Origin of the sequence: Gemmobacter megaterium, assembly GCF_900156815.1 — a bacterium.
GTDB lineage: Bacteria > Pseudomonadota > Alphaproteobacteria > Rhodobacterales > Rhodobacteraceae > Wagnerdoeblera > Wagnerdoeblera megaterium.
This window is the reverse complement of record NZ_FTOT01000002.1, coordinates 506510-527479: the sequence shown is the minus strand read 5'-3', so window position 1 is coordinate 527479 and position 20970 is coordinate 506510. Positions and strand designations below refer to the sequence as shown.

The 20970-nt window shown below is 65.7% G+C and carries 20 protein-coding genes and 2 tRNA genes; 11 read left to right on the top strand and 11 right to left on the bottom strand.

Annotated elements, in window-relative coordinates:
* Positions 1-218: 218 nt before the first annotated feature.
* The 8 genes from BW970_RS07025 to infA form a co-directional block, all read right to left on the bottom strand.
* Positions 219-698, bottom strand: coding sequence for an RNA pyrophosphohydrolase (locus BW970_RS07025; RefSeq protein WP_076529686.1), 480 nt, complete (start codon positions 696-698; stop codon positions 219-221).
* Positions 695-2023, bottom strand: coding sequence for a S41 family peptidase (locus tag BW970_RS07020; RefSeq protein ID WP_076529685.1), 1329 nt, complete (start codon positions 2021-2023; stop codon positions 695-697). Before BW970_RS07020 ends, BW970_RS07025 begins: the two co-directional genes overlap by 4 nt.
* Before the next feature lie 9 nt (positions 2024-2032).
* A complete protein-coding gene (locus BW970_RS07015) occupies positions 2033-3157 on the bottom strand; it encodes a murein hydrolase activator EnvC family protein (RefSeq protein ID WP_076530194.1) in 1125 nt (374 codons plus the stop codon).
* Positions 3157-4671, bottom strand: a complete 1515-nt coding sequence (gene gpmI, locus BW970_RS07010; RefSeq protein ID WP_076529684.1) for a 2,3-bisphosphoglycerate-independent phosphoglycerate mutase — start codon at positions 4669-4671, stop codon at positions 3157-3159. Before gpmI ends, BW970_RS07015 begins: the two co-directional genes overlap by 1 nt.
* A 129-nt stretch (positions 4672-4800) precedes the next feature.
* Entirely contained in the window at positions 4801-4971 is a 171-nt protein-coding gene (yacG, locus tag BW970_RS07005) for a DNA gyrase inhibitor YacG (RefSeq protein ID WP_076529683.1), read from the bottom strand.
* Positions 4968-6008 carry a ribonuclease E/G gene (locus tag BW970_RS07000; RefSeq protein ID WP_076529682.1) on the bottom strand — a complete coding sequence of 347 codons (1041 nt, stop codon included), beginning with the start codon at positions 6006-6008 and terminating at the stop codon, positions 4968-4970. Before BW970_RS07000 ends, yacG begins: the two co-directional genes overlap by 4 nt.
* On the bottom strand, positions 6005-6580 hold the full coding sequence (locus tag BW970_RS06995) for a Maf family protein (protein ID WP_076529681.1): 576 nt from the start codon (positions 6578-6580) through the stop codon (positions 6005-6007). The genes BW970_RS07000 and BW970_RS06995 overlap by 4 nt, the downstream gene beginning before the upstream one ends.
* The gene (infA, locus tag BW970_RS06990; protein ID WP_028031421.1) at positions 6580-6798 is read right to left on the bottom strand and encodes a translation initiation factor IF-1; all 219 of its coding nucleotides are present in this window, start codon (positions 6796-6798) and stop codon (positions 6580-6582) included. Before infA ends, BW970_RS06995 begins: the two co-directional genes overlap by 1 nt.
* Positions 6799-7147: 349 nt before the next feature.
* Here infA and BW970_RS06985 point away from each other — a divergent pair, with 349 nt between their 5' ends.
* The 4 genes from BW970_RS06985 (at position 7148) to BW970_RS06970 (ending at position 10068) form a co-directional block, all read left to right on the top strand.
* Complete coding sequence (locus BW970_RS06985; RefSeq protein WP_076529680.1) at positions 7148-7393, top strand: GlsB/YeaQ/YmgE family stress response membrane protein; 246 nt, start codon at positions 7148-7150, stop codon at positions 7391-7393.
* Positions 7394-7519: 126 nt separating this feature from the next.
* Complete coding sequence (mnmH, locus tag BW970_RS06980) at positions 7520-8587, top strand: tRNA 2-selenouridine(34) synthase MnmH (RefSeq protein WP_076529679.1); 1068 nt, start codon at positions 7520-7522, stop codon at positions 8585-8587.
* Positions 8584-9648: a selenide, water dikinase SelD gene (gene selD / locus BW970_RS06975; protein ID WP_076529678.1), complete on the top strand. Its 1065-nt coding sequence runs from the start codon at positions 8584-8586 to the stop codon at positions 9646-9648. Before mnmH ends, selD begins: the two co-directional genes overlap by 4 nt.
* A 72-nt stretch (positions 9649-9720) precedes the next feature.
* Positions 9721-10068 carry a hypothetical protein gene (locus BW970_RS06970; protein ID WP_076529677.1) on the top strand — a complete coding sequence of 116 codons (348 nt, stop codon included), beginning with the start codon at positions 9721-9723 and terminating at the stop codon, positions 10066-10068.
* 198 nt (positions 10069-10266) lie between these two features.
* On the opposite strand, the gene BW970_RS06965 is transcribed toward BW970_RS06970, so the two are convergent.
* The gene (locus BW970_RS06965; RefSeq protein ID WP_076529676.1) at positions 10267-11292 is read right to left on the bottom strand and encodes a fatty acid desaturase; all 1026 of its coding nucleotides are present in this window, start codon (positions 11290-11292) and stop codon (positions 10267-10269) included.
* 284 nt (positions 11293-11576) lie between these two features.
* Here BW970_RS06965 and glpX point away from each other — a divergent pair, with 284 nt between their 5' ends.
* From glpX to BW970_RS06950, 3 genes are all read left to right on the top strand, one after another.
* Entirely contained in the window at positions 11577-12542 is a 966-nt protein-coding gene (gene glpX, locus BW970_RS06960) for a class II fructose-bisphosphatase (protein WP_076529675.1), read from the top strand.
* A 75-nt stretch (positions 12543-12617) separates the two neighbouring features.
* A complete protein-coding gene (gene recJ / locus BW970_RS06955; RefSeq protein ID WP_076529674.1) occupies positions 12618-14348 on the top strand; it encodes a single-stranded-DNA-specific exonuclease RecJ in 1731 nt (576 codons plus the stop codon).
* A 113-nt stretch (positions 14349-14461) separates the two neighbouring features.
* Positions 14462-14536, top strand: a tRNA-Glu gene (locus tag BW970_RS06950).
* A 369-nt stretch (positions 14537-14905) separates the two neighbouring features.
* Here BW970_RS06950 and BW970_RS06945 read toward each other — a convergent pair.
* Entirely contained in the window at positions 14906-15364 is a 459-nt protein-coding gene (locus tag BW970_RS06945; protein WP_076529673.1) for an Lrp/AsnC family transcriptional regulator, read from the bottom strand.
* A 111-nt stretch (positions 15365-15475) separates the two neighbouring features.
* On the opposite strand from BW970_RS06945, the gene BW970_RS06940 reads away from it, so the two are divergent.
* The 4 genes from BW970_RS06940 to BW970_RS06925 all read left to right on the top strand — a co-directional run bounded on the left by BW970_RS06940 (position 15476) and on the right by BW970_RS06925 (position 20516).
* Positions 15476-16678, top strand: coding sequence for a methionine gamma-lyase (locus BW970_RS06940; protein WP_076529672.1), 1203 nt, complete (start codon positions 15476-15478; stop codon positions 16676-16678).
* Positions 16679-16695: 17 nt separating this feature from the next.
* Positions 16696-16962 carry an OsmC family protein gene (locus BW970_RS06935; protein ID WP_159441423.1) on the top strand — a complete coding sequence of 89 codons (267 nt, stop codon included), beginning with the start codon at positions 16696-16698 and terminating at the stop codon, positions 16960-16962.
* Positions 16963-16979: 17 nt separating this feature from the next.
* Entirely contained in the window at positions 16980-19355 is a 2376-nt protein-coding gene (locus BW970_RS06930; RefSeq protein WP_076529670.1) for a 1-deoxy-D-xylulose-5-phosphate synthase N-terminal domain-containing protein, read from the top strand.
* A 159-nt stretch (positions 19356-19514) separates the two neighbouring features.
* Positions 19515-20516: a pyocin knob domain-containing protein gene (locus BW970_RS06925; protein WP_076529669.1), complete on the top strand. Its 1002-nt coding sequence runs from the start codon at positions 19515-19517 to the stop codon at positions 20514-20516.
* A gap of 320 nt (positions 20517-20836) precedes the next feature.
* On the opposite strand, the gene BW970_RS06920 is transcribed toward BW970_RS06925, so the two are convergent.
* Positions 20837-20910 (bottom strand) — tRNA-Cys (locus BW970_RS06920).
* Positions 20911-20970 lie beyond the last annotated feature (60 nt).

Sequence of the window (20970 nt, the reverse complement as noted above, 5' to 3'; positions counted from 1 at the left end):
CGGCACCCTGTGCAAAAGGCAGACATAAAACCGTTACACTTGGCAAGCGGGGATTTCGACCAGACGGTCGAAATCGTCCCATTGCCTCCCCCGGCACGGTCCTGCCCATGCCGGGCCAAGGGAAAGGCCGACGTCTGGTGGCCGCTGGCTCGTCATGCGCACCCGCCAGCGCAGCAAGGCCGCCCGGTCATCCCGAGCGAGGGCAACGGCACCGGGGGTCAGGCCAGATGCGCGCGAAAGCTGGTGACGACCTGGTCATAGACCGCGCGCTTGAAAGGTACGATTCCGGCCAGCATCTCGTCGGCCTGCACCCATTTCCATCGGGAAAATTCCGGGTGATCGGTGTCGATGCGAATCTGATCGTCGCTGCCGGTGAACCGGAACAGGAACCACTTCTGCCGCTGGCCGCGAAACTTTCCGCCCCAGACCTTGCCCAGCAATTCGGGCGGCAGATCATAGGTCACCCAGCCCCTGGTCTTGTCCACGAACTCGACCAGATCCGGCGTGACCCCGGTTTCCTCCCACAACTCGCGCAAGGCGGCCTTGCGGGGCTTTTCGCCATCGTCAATGCCGCCTTGCGGCATCTGCCAGGCAGGGCTGTCACTGTCCAGCCGCTGCCCCGCAAAGATCAGCCCATCCCGGTTTGCCAGAACCACCCCGACACAGGGGCGATAGGGCAGGTCGTCCGGGGCCGTCACTTGTTCACCGCCGCCGAACCGCGCAGAATGTCGATGGCATAGGCCAACTGATAATCTTCGGCCCGCAGCTTGGCCGAGGCTTCGGCCCGCGCGGCTTCTTCCTCCAGCATCCGCTTTTCATCGTCGGTCATCGAATCGTTGGTCAGGCTGCCGCGCAGGCTGGCCTCGGTGCGCGCGCGCGATGGCGTGGACGAGGCGCTGTCATCGGCAGGCGCGCGCGGCGGCTGCTGGACAAGGATGTCGGGATGGACGCCCAAGGCCTGGATCGACCGGCCCGACGGCGTGTAATAGCGCGAGGTCGTCAGCCGCATGGCGCCATCGCCGCGCAGCGGGATCACCGATTGCACGGACCCTTTGCCGAAACTCTTGGTGCCGACAAGGATCGCGCGATGATGGTCCTGCAAGGCCCCCGCCACGATTTCCGATGCCGAAGCGGACCCGCCATTGATGAGGACGACCAGCGGTTTGCCCCCGGTCAGATCGCCGGGCGTGGCGTTGAAACGTTCTCCGTCCCCCGGTTTGCGGCCGCGCGTCGAAACGATTTCGCCGCGTTCCAGAAACGCATCCGAGACCTTGATCGCCTGATTGAGCAATCCGCCAGGGTTGTTGCGCAGGTCGAGCACCACGCCGTTCACCTTGTCGGCGCCGCCCGCCTCTTCGAACACTTTCTTGAGGCCGGCCTCCAGCCCCGGATAGGTCTGGTCGTTGAAGGTGGTCAGGCGCACCACCGCCGTGCTGCCTTCGAGCCGGGCGCGGGCGACGGTCAGTTTGATGGTGTCGCGGATGATCGACACGTCGAACGGCTCAGCCGTTCCCTCGCGCACCACGGTGATGACGATCTCGGACCCGATGGGGCCGCGCATCTTTTCCACCGCCTGGTCCAGTGTCAGGCCCAGCACTGATTCGCCATCCACATGCGTGATGAAATCTCCGGGCTGGATGCCCGCCGCTGCGGCTGGCGTGTCGTCCATGGGGGTCACGACCTTGACGTAGCCGTCTTCCTGCGTGACCTCGATGCCCAGGCCGCCGAACTGGCCGCGGGTCTGGACCTGCATGTCGTCGAACGCCTTCTTGGGCAGGAAGGACGAATGGGGGTCGAGCGAGGTCAACATGCCGTTGATCGCCGCCTCGATCAGCTTTTCAGGCGTCACATCCTCGACGTACTGGGCGCGGATGCGTTCGAACACATCGCCGAACAGATCGAGTTGCTGATAGACAGACGCCTTGCTGGCGGCCTCTTGCGCCAGAAGCGGCCCGGCAAGTTGCGCGGCGATGACGGCTCCGGCAACGGTGCCCCCCAAGGCGGCCAACACATATTTTCTCATGGCGTCGTCCTATTCCTTCGCTTCGGCGAACCAATCGCCGGGGTCCACGGGCTGACCGCCCTGTCTGAGTTCCATATAGAGCGTTTCCGTCCCCGAGGATCCAGAGGCGTTTCGCGTCTCTTGCACCGGGTCTGCGGTGCTGTCGGTGCCGCCCATCAAACCAAGGGGCGCACCAGCGCCCACGACCTCGCCCACTTCTCCATACAACGTACCAAGCCCTGCAAGAACCAGAAGATAGCCCGGCCCCGGCTCCAGGATCATCACGTTTCCGTAGTCCAGAAAGGCCCCGCGATACCGGATGGTGCCTGACCACGGCGCGGTGATCAACGCCTGGGGGCGGGTTGCAATGACCAGACCGGGACGTTCTATCCCGGCAGCATCGGCTTCGCCGAACCGGCGCAGGATCTGGCCGACCACAGGCATCGCGATCCGGCCCATGGCGCTGGCGAAATCGGCAAGGCCGGTCGAGTCGGCATTCAGATCCGGGGCAAGGCCGGTGGCCAGCGCATCCAGCGTATCGGCGTCCTCGATCATCAGCGTCAGGCGTTCGGGGTCATCGGTGAACCGGCGGGGCAGGGGCCCGCGAGAGGCAATCGCCTGACTCAGCGCCGTGCGTGCCGCTTGCGCCGCAGTCAGGCCACGTTGCAGCGTGTCGGCGGCGCCGGATTGCTGGCGGCGCAGTTCGGCCACCTCCTGCAATTCGGCGCGAAGCTGGTCTACCTCTGCCTGAAGGGCGGGGGTGACGTCGGCCAGCATCATGCCGGATCGTGCCGTGCCCAGCGGTCCTGACGGGTGCAGCAGCAGCAGCGGCGAGGGATCGGTGCCCATGGCAGACATCACGCCGACCAGCCGGGCGACCCGGTCCCGCTTGGCCTCGAACCGCATTAGCAGGGCGGCTTCACGGATGGTGGCTTGCCGTAGCGCCTCGCGCAGGGCGCCAAGCCCGCGTTCATAGGCGGTGATCGTCTGCGACAGGGCGGCAACCTGATCCCGGCCGCTGGTGGTCTTTTCAAGGGTCTCGATGGCAAGGATCAGATCGGTCCGGGCGGCTGCGGCCTGTTCGGCCACAGTCTGGGCCGCGGCGGGCAGGGCTGTTGCCCCCATGGCGGCGACCAGAAGCGCAGCCCGCAGGATCATGCGATCAGGCTCTGCCCGGTCATCTCGGGCGGTTGCGGCAGCCCCATCAGCGCCAGCAGCGTCGGCGCCACATCTGCCAGCCGGCCGTCGCGCAGCCGGGCCCCGTCGGGACCGCCGATCAGGATGACCGGAACGGGGTTCAGCGTATGGGCGGTATGCGGGCCGCCCGTGACCGGATCGACCATCGTTTCGCAGTTGCCGTGGTCTGCCGTCAGCAGCATCGCCCCTCCAGCGGCCCGAACGGCCGGAATCACCTGTTGCAGCCCACGGTCCACCGCCTCGCAGGCAGCGATGGCGGCGGGCAGGTTGCCTGTGTGCCCTACCATATCCGGGTTGGCGTAGTTGACAACGATCAGGTCATAGCCTGCGGCGATTGCGGACAGGAACTTTTCCGTGACCTCATCCGCCGACATTTCGGGTTGCAGGTCATACGTGGCGACCTTGGGCGATTTCGGCATGAAGCGGTCTTCGCCCTGTGCCGGGGTCTCTTGGCCGCCATTCAGGAAGAAGGTGACATGCGGGTATTTTTCCGTTTCGGCCAGACGGAACTGGGTGCGACCGTGCTGTGCCACCCATTCGCCCAGCGTGTTGCGGATGGCCTGCTTGGGATAGGCAGCGGTCATGAACCTGTCGTGGTCCCTGGAATAATCGACCATGCCCAGCAATGTCATGTCAGGCCGCCCGGTCACGTCGAATTCGGCAAAGCCAGGCTGACCAAGCGCCAGCAGGATTTCCCGCGCCCGGTCGGCGCGGAAGTTCAGGCAGAACACGCCGTCGCCATCCTTGATGCCCTCGTATCCCGCGATGACGCGGGGCTGGATGAATTCGTCGGTTTCCGAGGCATCATGGGCGCGCGCGACCGCTTCGGCGGCGCTGATCGAGGGGAAGCCATCGGCGCGGACCATCGCGTCATAGGCGCGTTCAACCCGTTTCCAGCGATTGTCGCGGTCCATCGCCCAGTAGCGGCCGATCACCGTCGCAATCCGGGCATTCGCGGGCAAGCCGCTTTCCAGGGTCTCGATATATCCGGCGGCAGAGACCGGGGCCACATCGCGGCCATCGGTGATGGCATGGATGGCCACCGGCACGCCTGCCGCAGCGATCAGTCTTGCCGCCGCCAGAATATGGCTGATGTGCCCGTGCACCCCGCCATCCGAGGCCACGCCCATCAGATGCGCTGTCCCGCCCGTGGCCTGCAACCTGCCGATGAACGCGAGGATCGCGGCATTGGCAAAGAAGCTGCCATCCTCGATCGCAAGGTCGATCTGCCCCAGATCCATCGCCACCACCCGGCCTGCGCCGATGTTGGTATGCCCGACCTCGGAATTGCCCATCTGGCCGGTCGGCAGGCCGACATCGGGCCCATGGGTGATCAGCGTGGCGTGGGGGCCGTCTGCCCAGGCGCGATCAAAGGCCGGGGTCTGCGCCAGATGAGGGGCGTTTGCCGATGTGTCGGGCGACAGGCCCCAGCCATCGAGGATGCAAAGAACGACAGGTTTCGGGTGAGTCATCTGGGCCTCCGGCTTTGGGCGGCGTTCTATCGGGGAAGGCGGCGGGGGGCCAGCCCCCCGCACCCCCCGTCAGGGAGGGCCATCGGCCCTCCCTGAACCCTCCCGAGGGTATTTGGGGCAAGATGAAATCTAGTGGGGTGCCGGCGGCGGGGCTGCGTCCTCCTCGGCGTCGTCCTCGACAGCGGGAATCGCATAGCTGCCATTCAGCCAGCGGGCCAGATCGACATCGGCGCAGCGTTTCGAGCAGAAGGGGCTGTAGCTGTCCTGTGCGGGTTTGCCGCAGATCGGGCAGGCGCTCATAGCAGGCTTGCCAGTGGGGGGCGGTCGCGCTTGCGCTGCAGTTCAAAGCAGCCCAGCGGTGTCCAGCCTGCCAGAGTGGTCTCTGCGGCCTCGCCCTTGAAGGCGGCGCGCAACACCTGTTCCAGCGTGCCGCGATCCTTCTTGGGCATGGGGGCGAAATCGACCGTGATCTGGCCGCCCAGCCCCCGCAGCCGCAATTGGCGCGGCAGATCGCGGGCGGCGGCGATATTGGCCTTGGTGGTGGCGGCGGGCGATGTGTCGGGGCCGGTATTGACATCGACCGCAACCAGCGCGCGTGTCGGCTCGATGATCATCGAGGCGCCCGCGGTCAGGGCCACGACCGGGCTGCGCAGGTCGTCGATCATGGTCTCGATCTCGTGCCGGGCAAAGGCGCCCTCGGTCTGGTCTACCTCGTCCGGGGCAGGGTCCGACCATTCGCGCCAGGCATGGTCCTGTGCGCCCGGTGCCTCGACCAGCAGTTCCGGGCCTCCGGCCAGATCTGCCGTCACGGCGGCGGCCAGATCGCGCATCGCCATGATGTCATCTGCGATTTCGTCTTCGCCCGCAGCGTCACAGGCCGAGCGCAGGATGAGGCCGTGGTCCTGGGCCGCGCCCGCCATGGCCTCGGCCGCAAGCGACTGAAGATCGCCCCGGAGATCTTCGTCCTTGATCCGGCGCGAGATGTTCAGGCCCGGTGCGCCCGGCGTGACAATGGCCAGCCGCGACTTGAACAGCACCCGCAGCGACACCGGCGCCGCCTTTCCGGGCTCGGTCGCGCCGGTGATCTGCACGATCACCCGTTGCCCAGGTGCAAGGCCGGAGACCTGGCGCAGAAAGCCCGACCCGCCAGGCAACTTGACGAAGACGCCGCCCTGTCCCTTGACGGGGCGGTCCACCACCCCGCGCAGGATGGCACCGGGGCGCAGCGGGTTGTCATCTGCCGGGTCGATCAACAGATCCTCCAACCGGCCATCGACCACCAGTGCCGCCGCCTCGCGGCCTTGCCAGCGATCCAGCACGACAACGCGCCCCTTCATGCCACCCTCCAGACCGGCCAGCCAGCTGCGTGCAACAGCGCGGCGGTTTCCGCCACCGGCAGGCCGACAACCCCGGTGAACGACCCCTGCATCCAGGGCACAAACGCACCTGCCAGGCCCTGAATGCCGTAGCCGCCCGCCTTGCCCTGCCATTCGCCGCTGGCAAGGTAGGCGTTCAACTCCGGGTCCGACAGGCGCTTGAACTTGACGACCGAGACAACCTCGCGCGTCCACATGCGGGTGCCGCGCCGCACGGCGACCGCCGTGATCACCTCGTGCCGCCGCCCGCCCAGCAGGGTCAGGAACGCGGCGGCTTCGCCGGCATCGGCAGGTTTGCCCAGGATGCGCCGCCCCAGGGCGACCGTGGTATCGGCGCACAGCACCACATCGTCGGGCCCCGCCGTGACGGCGGCGGCCTTTTCGGCGGCCATGCGCGCGCAATAGGGGCGTGGCAGTTCCCCGCGCCGCGGCGTCTCGTCGATGTCGGGGGGCAGAACGGCATCGGGCACAAGGCCGATCTGCGCCAGAAGCTCTTTCCGGCGCGGGCTGGCCGACCCAAGGATCAGCCGCATCACTTGAAGCGGTAGTTGATCCGGCCCTTGGTCAGATCATAGGGCGTCATTTCAACCTGAACCCGGTCGCCCGCGAGAACACGGATGCGGTTCTTGCGCATCTTGCCTGCCATCGTAGCGATCAGTTCATGGCCGTTGTCCAGCTCGACCTTGAACGTCGTGTTCGGCAGGAGTTCCTTCACGACGCCTGGGAATTCGAGCAGTTCTTCCTTGGCCATGGTCACTCCGATCCTTACGTCTGCGGGAACTGCAGACATGCGACCTAATGAGCGCCGTTTCAGGAATTTTCAAGAGGCAAGACAGCAAAACGTGGCGGCTGTCAGGGGCAAACAGCGGTTTTGCTGTGGATCGGCCCATCCGTAGCGTCATTTGTGCCAGGGGTGACGGCCGGGCATGGCGGTGTGCGTGCTGGCGGAGCGAGGTTCAGGGTCGGGCGTTCGGGCCGCGCCTCCACCTGCCGCATGCGTCGGAAGGCGTGGAATCTGCTGCCGGCCGGGGCACATTTTTGGAACCGCTTGTCCGGTTCCATGTTAACGTCCACGTGAATGCAAGCGTGCGGAGTATGCTATGGGACTGGGTATCATCATGTCGATCATCATCGGCGGCCTTGCCGGGTGGATCGCCAGCATGATCATGAAGGCCAACACCGGCCTGTTTACCAATATCATTCTTGGAATAATCGGGGCGGTGGTGCTGAACATGATCCTTGGCTGGGCCGGGATCTATGCCGAACGCGCCTGGCTGCCGCAACTGGTTGTCGGGGCCGCAGGTGCTGCCCTGCTGATCTGGATCGGTCGCCGCGTTCGGGGTTGAGCCGTCAGGCGGCATCCGCGCCGGGTGGGGCGAAGCAGCCCCGCGGGTCGGCAACCGGGGCAGCCAGCCCCGGAGTGGGCGCGAGAGCCCTTTCTCTCGCGCCGCCCTTGAGGTAAAGCGCCAGGAATGGCCATCACCCTGACCTCGTTGACCGAACTCGCGCGTCATCGTTTCGATGACATCATTGATGTGCGCGCGCCGTCGGAATTTGCGGACGACCATTTGCCGGGGGCCATCAACCTGGCTGTGCTGGACGATGCAGAGCGCGCCCGTGTCGGCACGGTTTACAAACAGATCTCGCCGTTCGATGCCCGCCGGATCGGCGGGGCGCTGGTGGCGGCAAATGCGGCACGTCATCTGCAAGGACCATTGGCGCAAAAGCCGGGAGGGTGGCGCCCGCTGGTCTATTGCTGGCGTGGCGGAATGCGGTCGGGTTCCTTTGCCACCATATTGTCCAGCATCGGATGGCGGGTGGAGACGCTCGCGGGCGGGTACAAGAGTTGGCGCAGGCTGGTGGTGCAGGCGGTGCATGACCAACCATGTCCTGCGCCTGTCGTGCTGCTGGACGGGAACACCGGCACGGCCAAGACCGAACTGCTGGGGCTGCTGGCGCTGCGAGGCGTGCAGGTGATCGACCTGGAAGGGCTGGCGCATCACCGTGGCTCTGTGTTCGGTGCGCGGGGCGTGCAGCCATCGCAAAAACTGTTCGAGGGCCGGTTGGCCATGGCGCTGGCGGCGTTGGATCCTGTGCGTCCCGTGGTGATCGAGGCGGAAAGCGCCAAGGTGGGCAATCTGCGCCTGCCGACTCCGCTGTGGCGCGCGATGTGTGCGGCCCCCCGCCTGGCGCTGGAGGTGCCGGTGGCCGAACGCGCGGCCTATCTGGCGCGTGCCTATGCCGATGTCACCGAGGATCCGGAGCGGCTGTCCGGCACGCTGGACAATCTGCGCCCCTACCATCCCGCCGAGCACATTGCCCGCTGGCAGGCGTTGGCGGGAGTGGGGAGCTTTGAGACGCTTGCCGCCGAATTGATCGAGCAGCACTATGATCCGCGCTATCGCAAGCATCGCGCCCGCGCATCCGTGCCGGTTGTCGATGTGCCCGCCCCGTCGCTGGCCCCGTCCGCCCTGCATGGCGTGGCCGACAGGCTGGTCGCCACGCTTTCCTTGCCGAGCCTGACTAGAGGTGCCGCATGACTGCCCCTACTACATTGACAGAACCGCGTCTGACCTCGTTGTCCCATGGCGGGGGATGCGGCTGCAAGATCGCCCCCGGCGTTCTGTCGGGCATCCTGCGTGGCACCTCTGGTCTGCCGGTGCCAGAGGCGCTGCTGGTCGGGATAGAGACCTCCGACGATGCGGCGGTCTATCTGTTGAACGACCGTCAGGCGCTGGTGGCGACGACGGATTTTTTCATGCCCATCGTGGACGATCCTGACCATTTCGGGCGCATCGCCGCGACCAATGCGATATCGGATGTCTATGCCATGGGGGGCACGCCGATCATGGCATTGGCGCTGGTCGGAATGCCGATCAATGTCTTGTCCGTCGAGACGATCGGGCAGATCCTTTCGGGCGGCGCTGCGGCCTGTGCCCTGGCGGGCATTCCGGTGGCCGGGGGGCATACCATCGATTCCGTCGAGCCGATCTATGGTCTGGTGGCGTTGGGTCTGGTGGACCCGGCCCATCTGAAGCGCAATGCCGATGCGCGGCCCGGTGACGTGCTGATCCTGGGCAAGCCGCTGGGCGTGGGCATACAGTCTGCCGCGCTGAAAAAAGGGGTGCTGGACGATGCCGGCTACGCCCGGATGATCGCGACGACCACGCAACTGAATACGCCGGGGCCAGAACTGGCGCGTATGGCTGGCGTACATGCCATGACCGACGTGACAGGCTTTGGCCTTGGCGGCCATGCGCTGGAAATGGCGCGGGGGGCCGGGGCGGATCTGCGGCTGGACTGGTCTGCCGTGCCGTTGCTGCCAGGGGTGGCAGAACTGGCCCAGGCCGGAACAGTCACCGGCGCCTCGGGCCGCAACTGGGCCAGCTATGGCCATGAAGTGATATTGTCCGATGATCTTGCGCCAGGGGCCCGCGCGATCCTGACCGATCCGCAGACGTCGGGCGGGCTGCTGGTTGCGTGCGATCCCGCCGTGGCCTCCGAGGTGCTGAACATCTTCCGGCGCCATGGGTTTGCACAGGCCGCCGTGGTTGGCCGTATCGCCGACCGGGGCGTGTCGCCCCGGCTGCGGATCGACTGACGGCGCCGGGGTCGCATCGCTTGCTCCGGCGTCCCGCCATTGCTAAGGCAACCGTATCAGCCGGAGTTCCCCATGACCACCGATCCCAAGCCCGACGCGCCCAAGCAGAAACGCCCGCAGCAGGTGCATACCCTGCTGGTCGAGGTCGGTCGCAAGCCTGACGATGGCCTGCCCAAGGATGCGACCGGGGCGGGCCTACTGTGCTATGCCTCCGGCGTGGACGAGGCCGAGGCCGTGCGCGAAACGGTGGCGATCCTGCAACAGGCCGAACTGTCGGTTCTGGAGGTCACGGGTCACGGCACACGAGCAGAGCGGGAAGCGGCGGGGGAGGTGATCGACCCCGAGGAAGGCGGCCTGATGGACCGGGCCCTGGCCGAAAACTCTGTCATCGTCGCGGTGCTGACACCCTATTTCGACTGACAACCCGGCTTCGTGGCAACGCGATCCCCGCATCTGGCGGCCGTGGCGCCCCCTGCGGTCCGCGCTGTTGCCGCCTGGCAGGTCACAAGGCCCCGACAAAGTGCCGTGGCGCCTGATACCAGTTCTATCGACCGGGATTCTGCGCGGGCGGGCTGTCCGCGCCGCGCGCCGGTTTTGCGCGGCGCTGGCGCCCGTTGGTCAGCTGATGCCGTATCGCGCGCGCGCCTCGGCAAAGGACAGCAATTTGCCCTGCGCCTCGTCCCACAGGTGCAGTTTCACCGTGGCAAGGCTTTCGCGGATCGTCAGCCGCTGCGCCTCGGCGAGTTCGCGGTGTTCGCGGATCACCTCGGTCAGGCGGTAGAACGGAATGCGCGAATAAAGATGATGCACGTGGTGGATGCCGATGTTGCCCGAAAGCCAACGCAAGGGCTGAGGCAGCACGTAATGCGAGCTGCCTTCGAGGGCGGCGTCATGCAACTGCCAGTCCTCACCGCGCGACCAATGGGTTTCTTCGAACTGGTGCTGCACGTAGAACAGCCAGACGCCGATGGTGGCCGCGATCACCGATGTGGGCAGAAAGATCAGCAGAACCGGCAGCAGCCCGCCGAACCAGATGATCAGCCCCAATGCGATGCCGATCATCGCATTGGTGCCCATGGCCGAGGTCCAGTAGCGCCAGCCCGAATTCATCAGCCCGAACGGCAAACGGTTTTGCAGGATGAACAGGTAGCTGGGGCCAAGAACAAAGAGGACCAGCGGATGCCGGTAAAGCCGGTACATCAGGCGCCCCAGCGGGGACCGTGCGCGATATTCCTCTATCGTCAGGGTCAGCACATCGCCGATGCCACGCTGATCGAGGTTCCCGTGGGTCGCATGATGCAGCGAATGCGCCCGCCGCCAGACCGCATAGGGGGTCAGCGTCAGGACACCCAGCACGCGGCCCACCCAGTCCTGCGCCTTGCGGTTCTTCAAAAAGGCCCCGTGGCCGCAATCGTGCTGGATGATGAAAATCCGCACGAGGAACGCGCCGTTCAGCATGGCCAGGGCAAGGGTCAGCCAGGGGCTGATCGACAGTGCCATCCAGGCCAGTGCCCAGAGGGCGATGAACGGCGCCAGCGTGGCGGCGAGTTCAAAAAGGCTGCGCCGGGTTGATGGCTCGCGGTAACGTGCCAGAATGCTGAGCCATTCGCGCGCTGTGCGCGGGGTGTCGGTGCGGTCGGACATCAAAGCCTGTGGGTGTTCTTGCCGGCCGGGCCAGGCAGGTTTTTGTTGAGCCTAGACCAAAAGCCGCCAGTCTGGCGGTTGGTCGCGGCACTTTGGTGTTACGGAGTGTCGCACGCGTTTTCAACTGATATCATGTCGCACACCCTGTGACGATCCTGGGACCGACAGTTCGCTGCCGGGCGCTGGCGCAGCGTGTGGCAAAGCGCGGGCCGGTTGCGCGGGGTTTCCTTTGGCCGTCTCAAGCGGTACAACCTTGGCCAAATTGTCCCAAACTGGATGCAGTCATGCCGCAGACCGTCGATTTCAACGACCGCATGTTGTCGCTGGGCCTTGCCCGCGTTTCCGAAGCCGCCGCGATTGCTTCGGCCCGGCTCATCGGGCGGGGCGATGAGAAGGCTGCCGACCAGGCCGCTGTCGATGCCATGCGCACCCAACTCAACCTGCTGGATATCGCAGGGACCGTCGTGATTGGCGAGGGCGAGCGTGACGAGGCGCCGATGCTGTTCATCGGTGAAGAGGTCGGCACCGGCAAGGGGCCGGCGGTGGATATCGCGCTGGACCCGCTGGAAGGGACCACGCTGACGGCCAAGGACATGCCGAATGCGCTGGCCGTGATCGCCATGGCGCCGCGTGGCACGCTGCTTCATGCGCCTGATGTCTATATGGACAAGCTGGCCATCGGCCCCGGCTATGCCGAAGGCGTGGTCTCGCTGGACATGGATCCGGCCGAGCGGGTGCGTCAGTTGGCCAAGGCCAAGGGAGGGCAGCCCGAGGATATCACCGTCTGCATCCTGGAACGGCCCCGGCATCAGGATCTGATCAGTGCTGTCCGCTCGACCGGCGCGGCGATCCGGCTGATTACCGATGGGGATGTCGCCGGCGTGATCCATTGCGCCGAGGCCGAGACCACGGGGATCGACATGTACATGGGCTCTGGCGGTGCGCCGGAAGGTGTGCTGGCGGCGGCGGCGCTGAAATGCATGGGCGGCCAGATCTATGGACAGCTCCTGTTCCGCAATGACGATGAGAAGAGCAGGGCAGAGCGTGCCGGGATCACCGATCTGGGCCGCATCTACACGCGGGACGAGATGGTCACGGCCGATGTGATCTTTGCTGCGACGGGGGTGACGGATGGGTCGATCCTGCGCGGGTTGAAGCGCGAAGTCGGCTGGGTGACGACGGAAACGGTGCTGATGCGGTCCAAGACAGGCTCGGTCCGGCGCATGACCTATCGCACTCCGGTGAAGTAAGCGCCCCGGTATGCAGGGCAGCGGGGGCCAGCCCCCGCACCCCCGGGGTATTTTCAGCAAGGCGAAAGGGCACCGATGGCGTTTCTGGGCGTCGAGCTGTCGCTGACCGGGCGGCGCTGGGTTGGTCTTTCGGATGACCAGGACCGTCTGGCCGAAGCGATCGCGCAGGGTCAGCGTCTGCCCTTGCCCGTGGCGCGGGTGCTGGCGCGGCGCGGGGTGGCGCCGGACGAGGCGCCCGGCTTTCTGGCTCCGGCGTTGCGCGACCTGCTGCCTGACCCGATGGTCCTGCGGGACATGGGGGCTGCGACGGACAGGTTTCTGCGTGCCTTGCGGGATCGGCAGCGGATTGCAGTCTTTGCCGATTACGATGTGGATGGCGGCGCCTCTGCCGCGCTGCTGATCGTTTGGCTGCGCGCCATGGGACTTGGGGCGACGCTGTATATTCCTGACCGGATAGATGAGGGCTATGGTCCGAACGTGCCTGCCATGCAGGCGCTGGGGCGGGCGCATGACCTGATTGTCTGTGTCGATTGCGGCACGCTGAGCCACGAACCGATTGCCGCGGCGGGCTGTGACGTCATCGTGCTGGACCATCACCTTGGTGGCGACACCCTGCCGCCTGCCGTTGCGGTGGTCAATCCCAACCGGCAGGACGAGGCTGGCGGGCTGGGTCATCTTTGTGCCGCTGGGGTTGTGTTCCTTGTGCTGGTCGAGGCCAACCGGCGGTTGCGCGGCGAGGGGGTGCAAGGGCCGGATCTGATGCGCCTGCTGGATCTGGTGGCGCTGGCGACGGTTGCGGATGTGGCGCCCCTGATCGGTGTCAACCGGGCCCTGGTGCGACAGGGCCTGGCGGTGATGGGGCGACGCGAGCGGCCTGGGCTGGTGGCTCTGGCGGATGTGGCGCGCATGACCAAGGCGCCGGACACCCATGCGCTTGGCTTTCTGCTTGGGCCGCGGGTGAATGCCGGGGGGCGGATCGGGCAGGCGGACCTGGGCGCCCGCTTGCTGGCCACCGACAACCCGGCCGAAGCTGTGGTTCTGGCCCAGCGTCTGGATGAACTGAACACCGAACGGCGCGAGATCGAGGCTGCGGTGCGGGCCGAGGCTATGGCGCAGGCAGAGGCACGCGGGACCGATGGCCCGCTGGTCTGGGCGGCGGGCGAGGGCTGGCATCCGGGGGTTGTCGGCATTGCCGCAGCCCGGTTGAAAGAGGCGTTCGACCGTCCCTCGGTGGTCATCGGATTTGAGAACGGGATCGGCAAGGGCAGTGCGCGGTCGGTGCCGGGTGTCGATCTGGGGGCGGCCGTGCAACGGGTGGCGGCCGAGGGGTTGCTGATCAAGGGCGGCGGGCACCGCATGGCGGCCGGTTTGACGGTGGCGCGGGAAATGCTGGAACCTGCCATGGCGCGGCTGGCCGAGCTTCTGGCGCGGCAGGGTGCGGGCGAGATCGGTCCGCGGGATCTGGCGGTGGACGGTCTGCTTGCGCCCGAAGGCGCCACTCCGGATTTGATCGCGCAGATCGAGGCAGCCGGTCCCTTTGGCGCCTCTGCTCCGGCGCCGCGCTTCGTTTTTGCCGATCAGCGCATCACCGACGCGCGCAAGATCGGCGAGAACCATCTGCGCCTGACCTTTGGCGATGGCGCCCGATTGCAGGCGATCGCCTTCGGGATCTACGATACCCCGCTGGGCGCGGCGCTGTGCGCAGGGGCTGCGGGGCGGTTCCATCTCGCCGGTCGGGTCGAGGTCGATTCCTGGGGCGGTCGCCAGCGTGTGCAACTGCGGCTGGAGGATGCGGCGCGGACCTGATCCGCCTCATGCAAGTGGCCGGAAAGGCTGGCAGAAAAAAGTTTCGGAAAAGTCGCAAATTCCCCCTTGCGCCTCCTGCTACCATTCTCTAGATACCCGCTCACGCCAAGTGTGGCCCGTTCGTCTATCGGTTAGGACGTCAGGTTTTCAACCTGAAAAGAGGGGTTCGACTCCCCTACGGGCTGCCATTTCCTCCGCTAAGATATTGGAACGCATGGGGTTTTCCTCATGTTTGCTAGCCCCTCAGGGGCGGTTCGCAGGCTCGATGGGTCATTGGTCTCTTGAAGCCTTCCCATCGCCCTGTGTACGTGCTGGACCTTCACGGTTCCATTGCGGACCGCGGCGGCGGTGATCCGGGTATTGCCCCTGCGATCTTCCCGGCCTTGTATTCCTGCCTGCTTCGCTCGATCCGGTCGCGGCTGAATGCTTGGGTGCGATGCAGGAGTTACGGAGCGAGATGTGTTGGTTCCCGCCCTTTCACTCACCCCGGAATGGATGTCGTCCAGACAGATTCGTAGCTCCGTCACCGCCTATTTCAGCGCCTGTGTCTCGTCACTTCATCCAACGAGGGGGAACTCCCCTGTGTTCTTCACCGTGCCATAGACAAAACTGGAATCGATCGATGCGATGCCGCCGATGGGGTGGATGCGGTTGCGGATGAAGTCCTCATAGGCATCCAGTCCCGCGACGATGACGCGCAGCAGGTAATCCGCTGGGCCGGTCATCAGGTGGCATTCCAGCACCTCGTCCAGCGCCCGGATCCGGGATTCGAAATGCGCGACCGTTTCGGCGCCATGCCGTTCCAGCCTGATGCGGATGAAGACCGTGACCGGCAGGCCATAGGCACGCTGGTCCACCACTGCGCGATAGCCCTGGATCGCGCCGCTGTCCTCCAGCAGGCGGATCCGGCGCAGGCAGGGCGAAGGCGACAGGTTCACCTCGGCTGCGATTTCCAGATTCGTGGCGCGGCCATTGCGCTGCAGGGCGCGGATGATTTGGCGGTCTTTGTCGTCCATATGGGTCAATCCTGGCATAAAATGCCCAAAATGGCACTATACTTGGCATAAATAGCAACCAAATGCCACGCCAACAAGCGCAGACTTGGGGCCAGTCAAGAGGACAAACCGATGCCCGAAACGCGCCCCAGCCTTGCCACCCGCGCCATTCACCATGGCTATGACGCCCGCGACCATCAGGGCGCGCTGAACCCGCCGGTCTATCTGTCGTCGACCTTCACCTTCGACACGGCCGAGGCGGGCGGCGCAATGTTCGCGGGTCAGGCCGTGGGGCATTTCTACAGCCGCATCTCGAACCCGACGCTGGAGGCGCTGGAGCGGCGCATCGCCAATCTGGAAGGGGCAGAGGCAGGGCTTTGCACGGCGTCGGGGATGGGTGCGATCACATCGACGCTCTGGACCTTCCTTCAGGCAGGTGACGAGGTGATCCTGGACAAGACGCTCTATGGCTGCACCTTCGCCTTCCTCACCCACGGCCTGCCGCGCTTTGGCGTCTCGGTGCGCCCGGTGGACCTGTCCGACCCGGCGAACCTGGCCGAAGCCATCGGGCCAAAGACCCGGATCGTCTATTTCGAAACCCCGGCCAATCCGAACAACCGGCTGGTGGACATTGCCGCGATCAGCGAGATCGCCCATCGCCACGGCGCGAAGGTGGTGGTCGACAACACCTATGCCACGCCTGTGCTGACACGCCCCGTCGAGCATGGTGCAGATATCGTGGTACATTCGGCGACCAAATATCTCAGCGGCCATGGCGATGTAATCGCCGGGCTGATCGTGGGTCGGGCCGAGGACATGCAGCAGATCCGCCTTGTAGGTATCAAGGACATGACCGGCGCGGTGATGTCGCCCCTGACCGCGATGCTATTGCTGCGCGGGATCAAGACGCTGGACCTGCGGGTGCGCGCCCATAGCGCCGCAGCCCTGACTGTCGCCCGCGCGCTGGAGGCGCATCCGGCGGTGAAATGCGTGCATTATCCGGGGCTGGACAGCTTTCCACAGGCGGGCCTTGCCCGGCGGCAGATGGCGGCGTTTGGCGGCATGATCCCCTTTGAGGTGGTCGGCGGCAAGGCCGGCGGCATTGCCATGATGAACCGTCTGCGGCTGATCCAGCGCGCGGTCAGTCTGGGCGATGCCGAAAGCCTGATCCAGCACCCCGCCTCGATGACCCATTCCACCTATACCCCCGAGGAACGCGCTGCCCACGGCATTGCCGAAGGCTTGGTGCGGCTGTCGGTCGGATTGGAAGGGGTGGAGGACATCCTTGACGACCTGATGCAGGCGCTTGCCGCCCACAATGCCGAAGCCGCGTGATCCTGATGGCAGAGCCCATGGCCACGGCCGACGGCATCCAGTTGGAAAGCCTCCGCATCGAGCTTGACGCCAAACTGGATCTGCGCGGATTTCTCGGGATCGGCAGCAATGCGCCGGTGGGTTTTCCGGAAATTTGCGATAGGTTGCATGTGACGTCGGATGCTAGGCCCGAACAACTGGCCGCCCTTCGGGCCCGTGCCGTGGCGCACAGCCCGAATGCCCGGACCATTCTGAATCCCGTCGCCCTTACCGGCGAATTTATTGCCACCCGCTCTGCCGCCTGACCCCCGAGGAGCCGCCGATGACCCCCGACGCCGCCCATCTGAAGACCCTTGAGCAGCGGCTGTTGTGGCTGTCGCACTGGATGATTCACCACGCCAACCACATCCGGCCCAAGGTGGATCAGATCAAGATCGGAGGGCATCAGGCGTCGTCGGCCTCGATGGTGTCGATCATGACCGCGCTCTATTTCCACACCTTGCGGCCAGAGGACCGGGTGGCGGTCAAGCCCCATGCCTCGCCGGTGTTTCACGCGATCCAGTATCTGATGGGCAACCTCGACCGCGCGCGGATGGAGAATTTCCGCGGCTTCGGCGGGGTGCAAAGCTACCCCAGCCGGACCAAGGATGTGGATGATGTGGATTTCTCCACCGGGTCCGTGGGGCTGGGGGTGGCGATCACCTCGTTTGCCTCCATCGTGCAGGATTATGTCGCGGCCAAAAGCTGGGGCGGCGATCTGCCCCTTGGCCGCATGGTGGCGCTGGTCGGCGATGCCGAACTGGACGAGGGCAATGTCTACGAGGCGCTGCAAGAGGGCTGGAAGAACGACCTGCGCAATTGTTGGTGGATCATCGACTACAACCGCCAGTCGCTGGACGGGATCGTGCGCGAGGGGCTGTTCGGGCGGATCGAGAAGATCTTCGATGCCTTCGGCTGGGATGTGGTGCGGGTGAAATACGGTGCCCTGCAACGCGCGGCCTTTGCCGAGCCGGGCGGGGCGGCCTTGCGCGACTGGATCGACGCTTGCCCGAACCAGCAATATGCCGCGCTGACCTATCAGGGCGGCGCCGTCTGGCGCAAGCGGCTGATGGAGGATCTGGGCGATCAGGGCGATGTCAGCGCGTTGATCGACCGGCGCGACGATGCGGCGCTGGCGGCATTGATGGAAAACCTGGGCGGCAACTGCGTCGAGACTATGGCCGAGGCGTTTGACGCCATCGAGCATGACCGCCCGACCTGCTTTCTGGCCTATACGATCAAGGGCTGGGGCACCCCGATTGCGAGCCACAAGGACAACCACGGCGGGCTGATGAACCCCACGCAATTCGCCGCCTGGCAAACCCACATGGGCGTGCCGCAGGGCCAGGAATGGGAGCGCTTCGCCGCCGTTCCCGACCCCGCCGCCCTACAGGGTTTCCTGTCGCGCGTGCCGTTCTTTGCACGCGGTCGCCGCCGGTTCCATGACGACCGCATCGCCGTGCCGCGCATTGCCATCGACACCGACCGCGAGATTTCGACGCAAGCCGCTTTTGGCAAGATCCTCGATGACCTGTCCAAGGGTGATAGCGTTCTGGCGTCGAGGATCGTCACCACCTCGCCCGATGTGACCGGGACCACCAATCTTGGCCCCTGGGTGAACCGGCGCAAGTTGTTTGCCCGCCAGCCGCAAGCCGATGCCTTCATCGAACACCGCATTCCGTCTACCGCGAAGTGGGAATTCGCGCCCACAGGCCAGCATATCGAACTGGGCATCGCCGAGATGAACCTGTTTCTTCTGCTGGGGGCTGCGGGCCTGTCGCACAGCCTGTTCGGCAAGCGGCTGTTTCCCATCGGCACGGTCTATGACCCCTTCGTGCATCGCGGTCTGGATGCGCTGAACTACGCCTGCTATCAGGATGCGCGGTTCATCATCGTCGGCACGCCGTCCGGCGCCACGCTGGCGCCCGAAGGCGGGGCGCACCAGTCCATCGGCACGCCCTTGACGGGCATGTCGCAGGACGGGCTGGCCGCGTTCGAGCCCGCCTTTGCCGATGAACTGGCCGTCATCATGGAATGGGCCTTCGACTATCTGCAACGCGATGGCGACGGCGATCCTGACGAGCGCACCTGGCTGCGGGATGAAACCGGCGGATCGGTCTATCTGCGGCTCACCACCAACCCGCTGGAGCAACCCGGCAAACGCCAGGACGGCGCCTTCCGCCAGGGCGCCATCGACGGGGCCTATTGGCTGCGCAAGCCCGGCCCGAATTGCGACGTGGTGATCGCCTATCAGGGTGCTGTGGCGCCCGAAGCCATCGCGGCTGCCGGGATCATCGGCGAGCACCGCCGCGATGTGGGCGTGCTGGCCGTCACCTCAGCTGACCGGCTGAACGCGGGCTGGACAGCGGCGCAGCGCGCTCGCGCGCGCGGCAACCGTGCGGCGCGCAGCCATATCGAAACGCTGCTGGGCGATCTGCCGCGCGACTGCCTGCTCGTCACCGCGATCGACGGCCACCCGGCCACGCTGGCCTGGCTTGGGTCCGTTGCAGGGCACAGGACCGTCTCTCACGGGGTGGAGCATTTCGGCCAGACCGGCACGATCGGCGATCTCTATCACTATTACGGACTGGACCGGCAGACACTCGCCAGGTCCGTCTTGGCGCTGTCGGCTGGACCACGCGGGACCGAGCACGGGTAAACCGCTTGGGCAGCCTCGGCTTCCAGCCTTGCCTTTTGAACGGCTTGCAACAAGCCCCCGCTTTTTGGTGTGGCCCAACTGGCGCAACGTCGTGGTCGCAAGACCGCGATGGTCGCCCTCGCGGGCCGCGTCGCGGCCAACTGATGTCCACCATCGCCATTGCCCCCCGGTCGCCTTGCCGAAGCGCAGGCCCTGGTCGCGGCCAATACGCTGATGAATGCCCTGGGCAATGGCACGCTGACCAGCCTTGCGGGTCTGGCCTCGGCGGCGAACAAGCTGCCGTATTTCTCTGGCGCCAATGCCATGGCGCTGGCAGACCTGACCAGCCAGGCGCGCGGCCTGCTGGGCGGCACCGCGCTCAGCCGGGCCGGAACCGCCTATACGCTGGCGGGGAACCTGACCGTCAATGGCGTGCTTGCAGGCACGGCCGTGACCCAGTCTTCGACCGATGCCACGGCCAACCGGCTGATGAAGACGGCGGATTTTGGCTGGGGGTCGCTGTCGAGCGCCCCGGCGAACATCGGTTCGTGGACGCGCACGGATGCGCCGAGCGGGGTCTATGTCTTTGGGGCCACCACGACCGAACAGGCCGACATGCCGCCGGGCTATGCCAGCGGCAACTTCGGCATCGTCGTGGTCGAGCGGTTCAATTCGACGTTCTTTACCCTGCGCGCCATGCGGGTGGCTGCGGCCAACCCGGACGAGATCTGGATCCGCCGCTACGCGAATGGCACCTGGAGCAGCTGGCACCAGGTGCGCAACACGGCCAACACCACTGTGGATGGCAACGGCTTTGTGAAATCAGCCTCGCCCATTGCCCGCGTGGGCGGTGGGGCCGACACAGGCCAGGGCTTTGCGGCGGCAGGCGATGGCGCGGTCAACTCGGACGCCAGCGGCGTTGCCATCACCCGCAGCGGGATCGGAGTCTACCAGATCACCGGCAGCCTTGGCCTCGCGCAATCCGGCTGGCAGATCGAGGTGCCCCGCGATCACAACGGCAATCGTCTGGTGCATGTGGCCACCGGCTGGGCGGATGGCGTGCTGACCATCGCCATCGCGGAGCCGGTCTGGGACAATGGCCTCTGGATCGCAGGTGCACCGATGGACGTGCCCGGCGGGCGCTGGGTCGATGTCAGGCTGCAGGAGGCGGAGGCAGAGTAAGGGGGATGTCAGGATCCGGGGGCGGCGCTGGTTCCTGACACTCCTGCCAAAATTTCTGTCCGGAAGCTGATACACCTCCGTCCGGAAGCTGGCGCGCCGCTACAGTCGCCTGCCGAGATCGCCAACCACATGGGCTGGTCTGTTCGCTACGCGGCCCACGTGATCGAGCACTATGCTCGTGTTTCCCCGGACGAAACCGACGCTGTCTTGGTGAAGCTGGCGCACGCAAAAGGGGGCGCAGCGTGAACAAAACTGTAAACGCCCCTGTAAACGGAGTACCCCGCGCAATGGGGCACGTCTCGCAAGGCATTGAAAAGATATGGAGGCGGGTACCGGAATCGAACCGGTCTTCACGGATTTGCAATCCGCTGCGTAACCTCTCCGCCAACCCGCCGGAGCCTCGGTCTGATTAGGTTCTTCTGGCGTGGGCGTCAAGCGGTTATCCTGCCGGTGA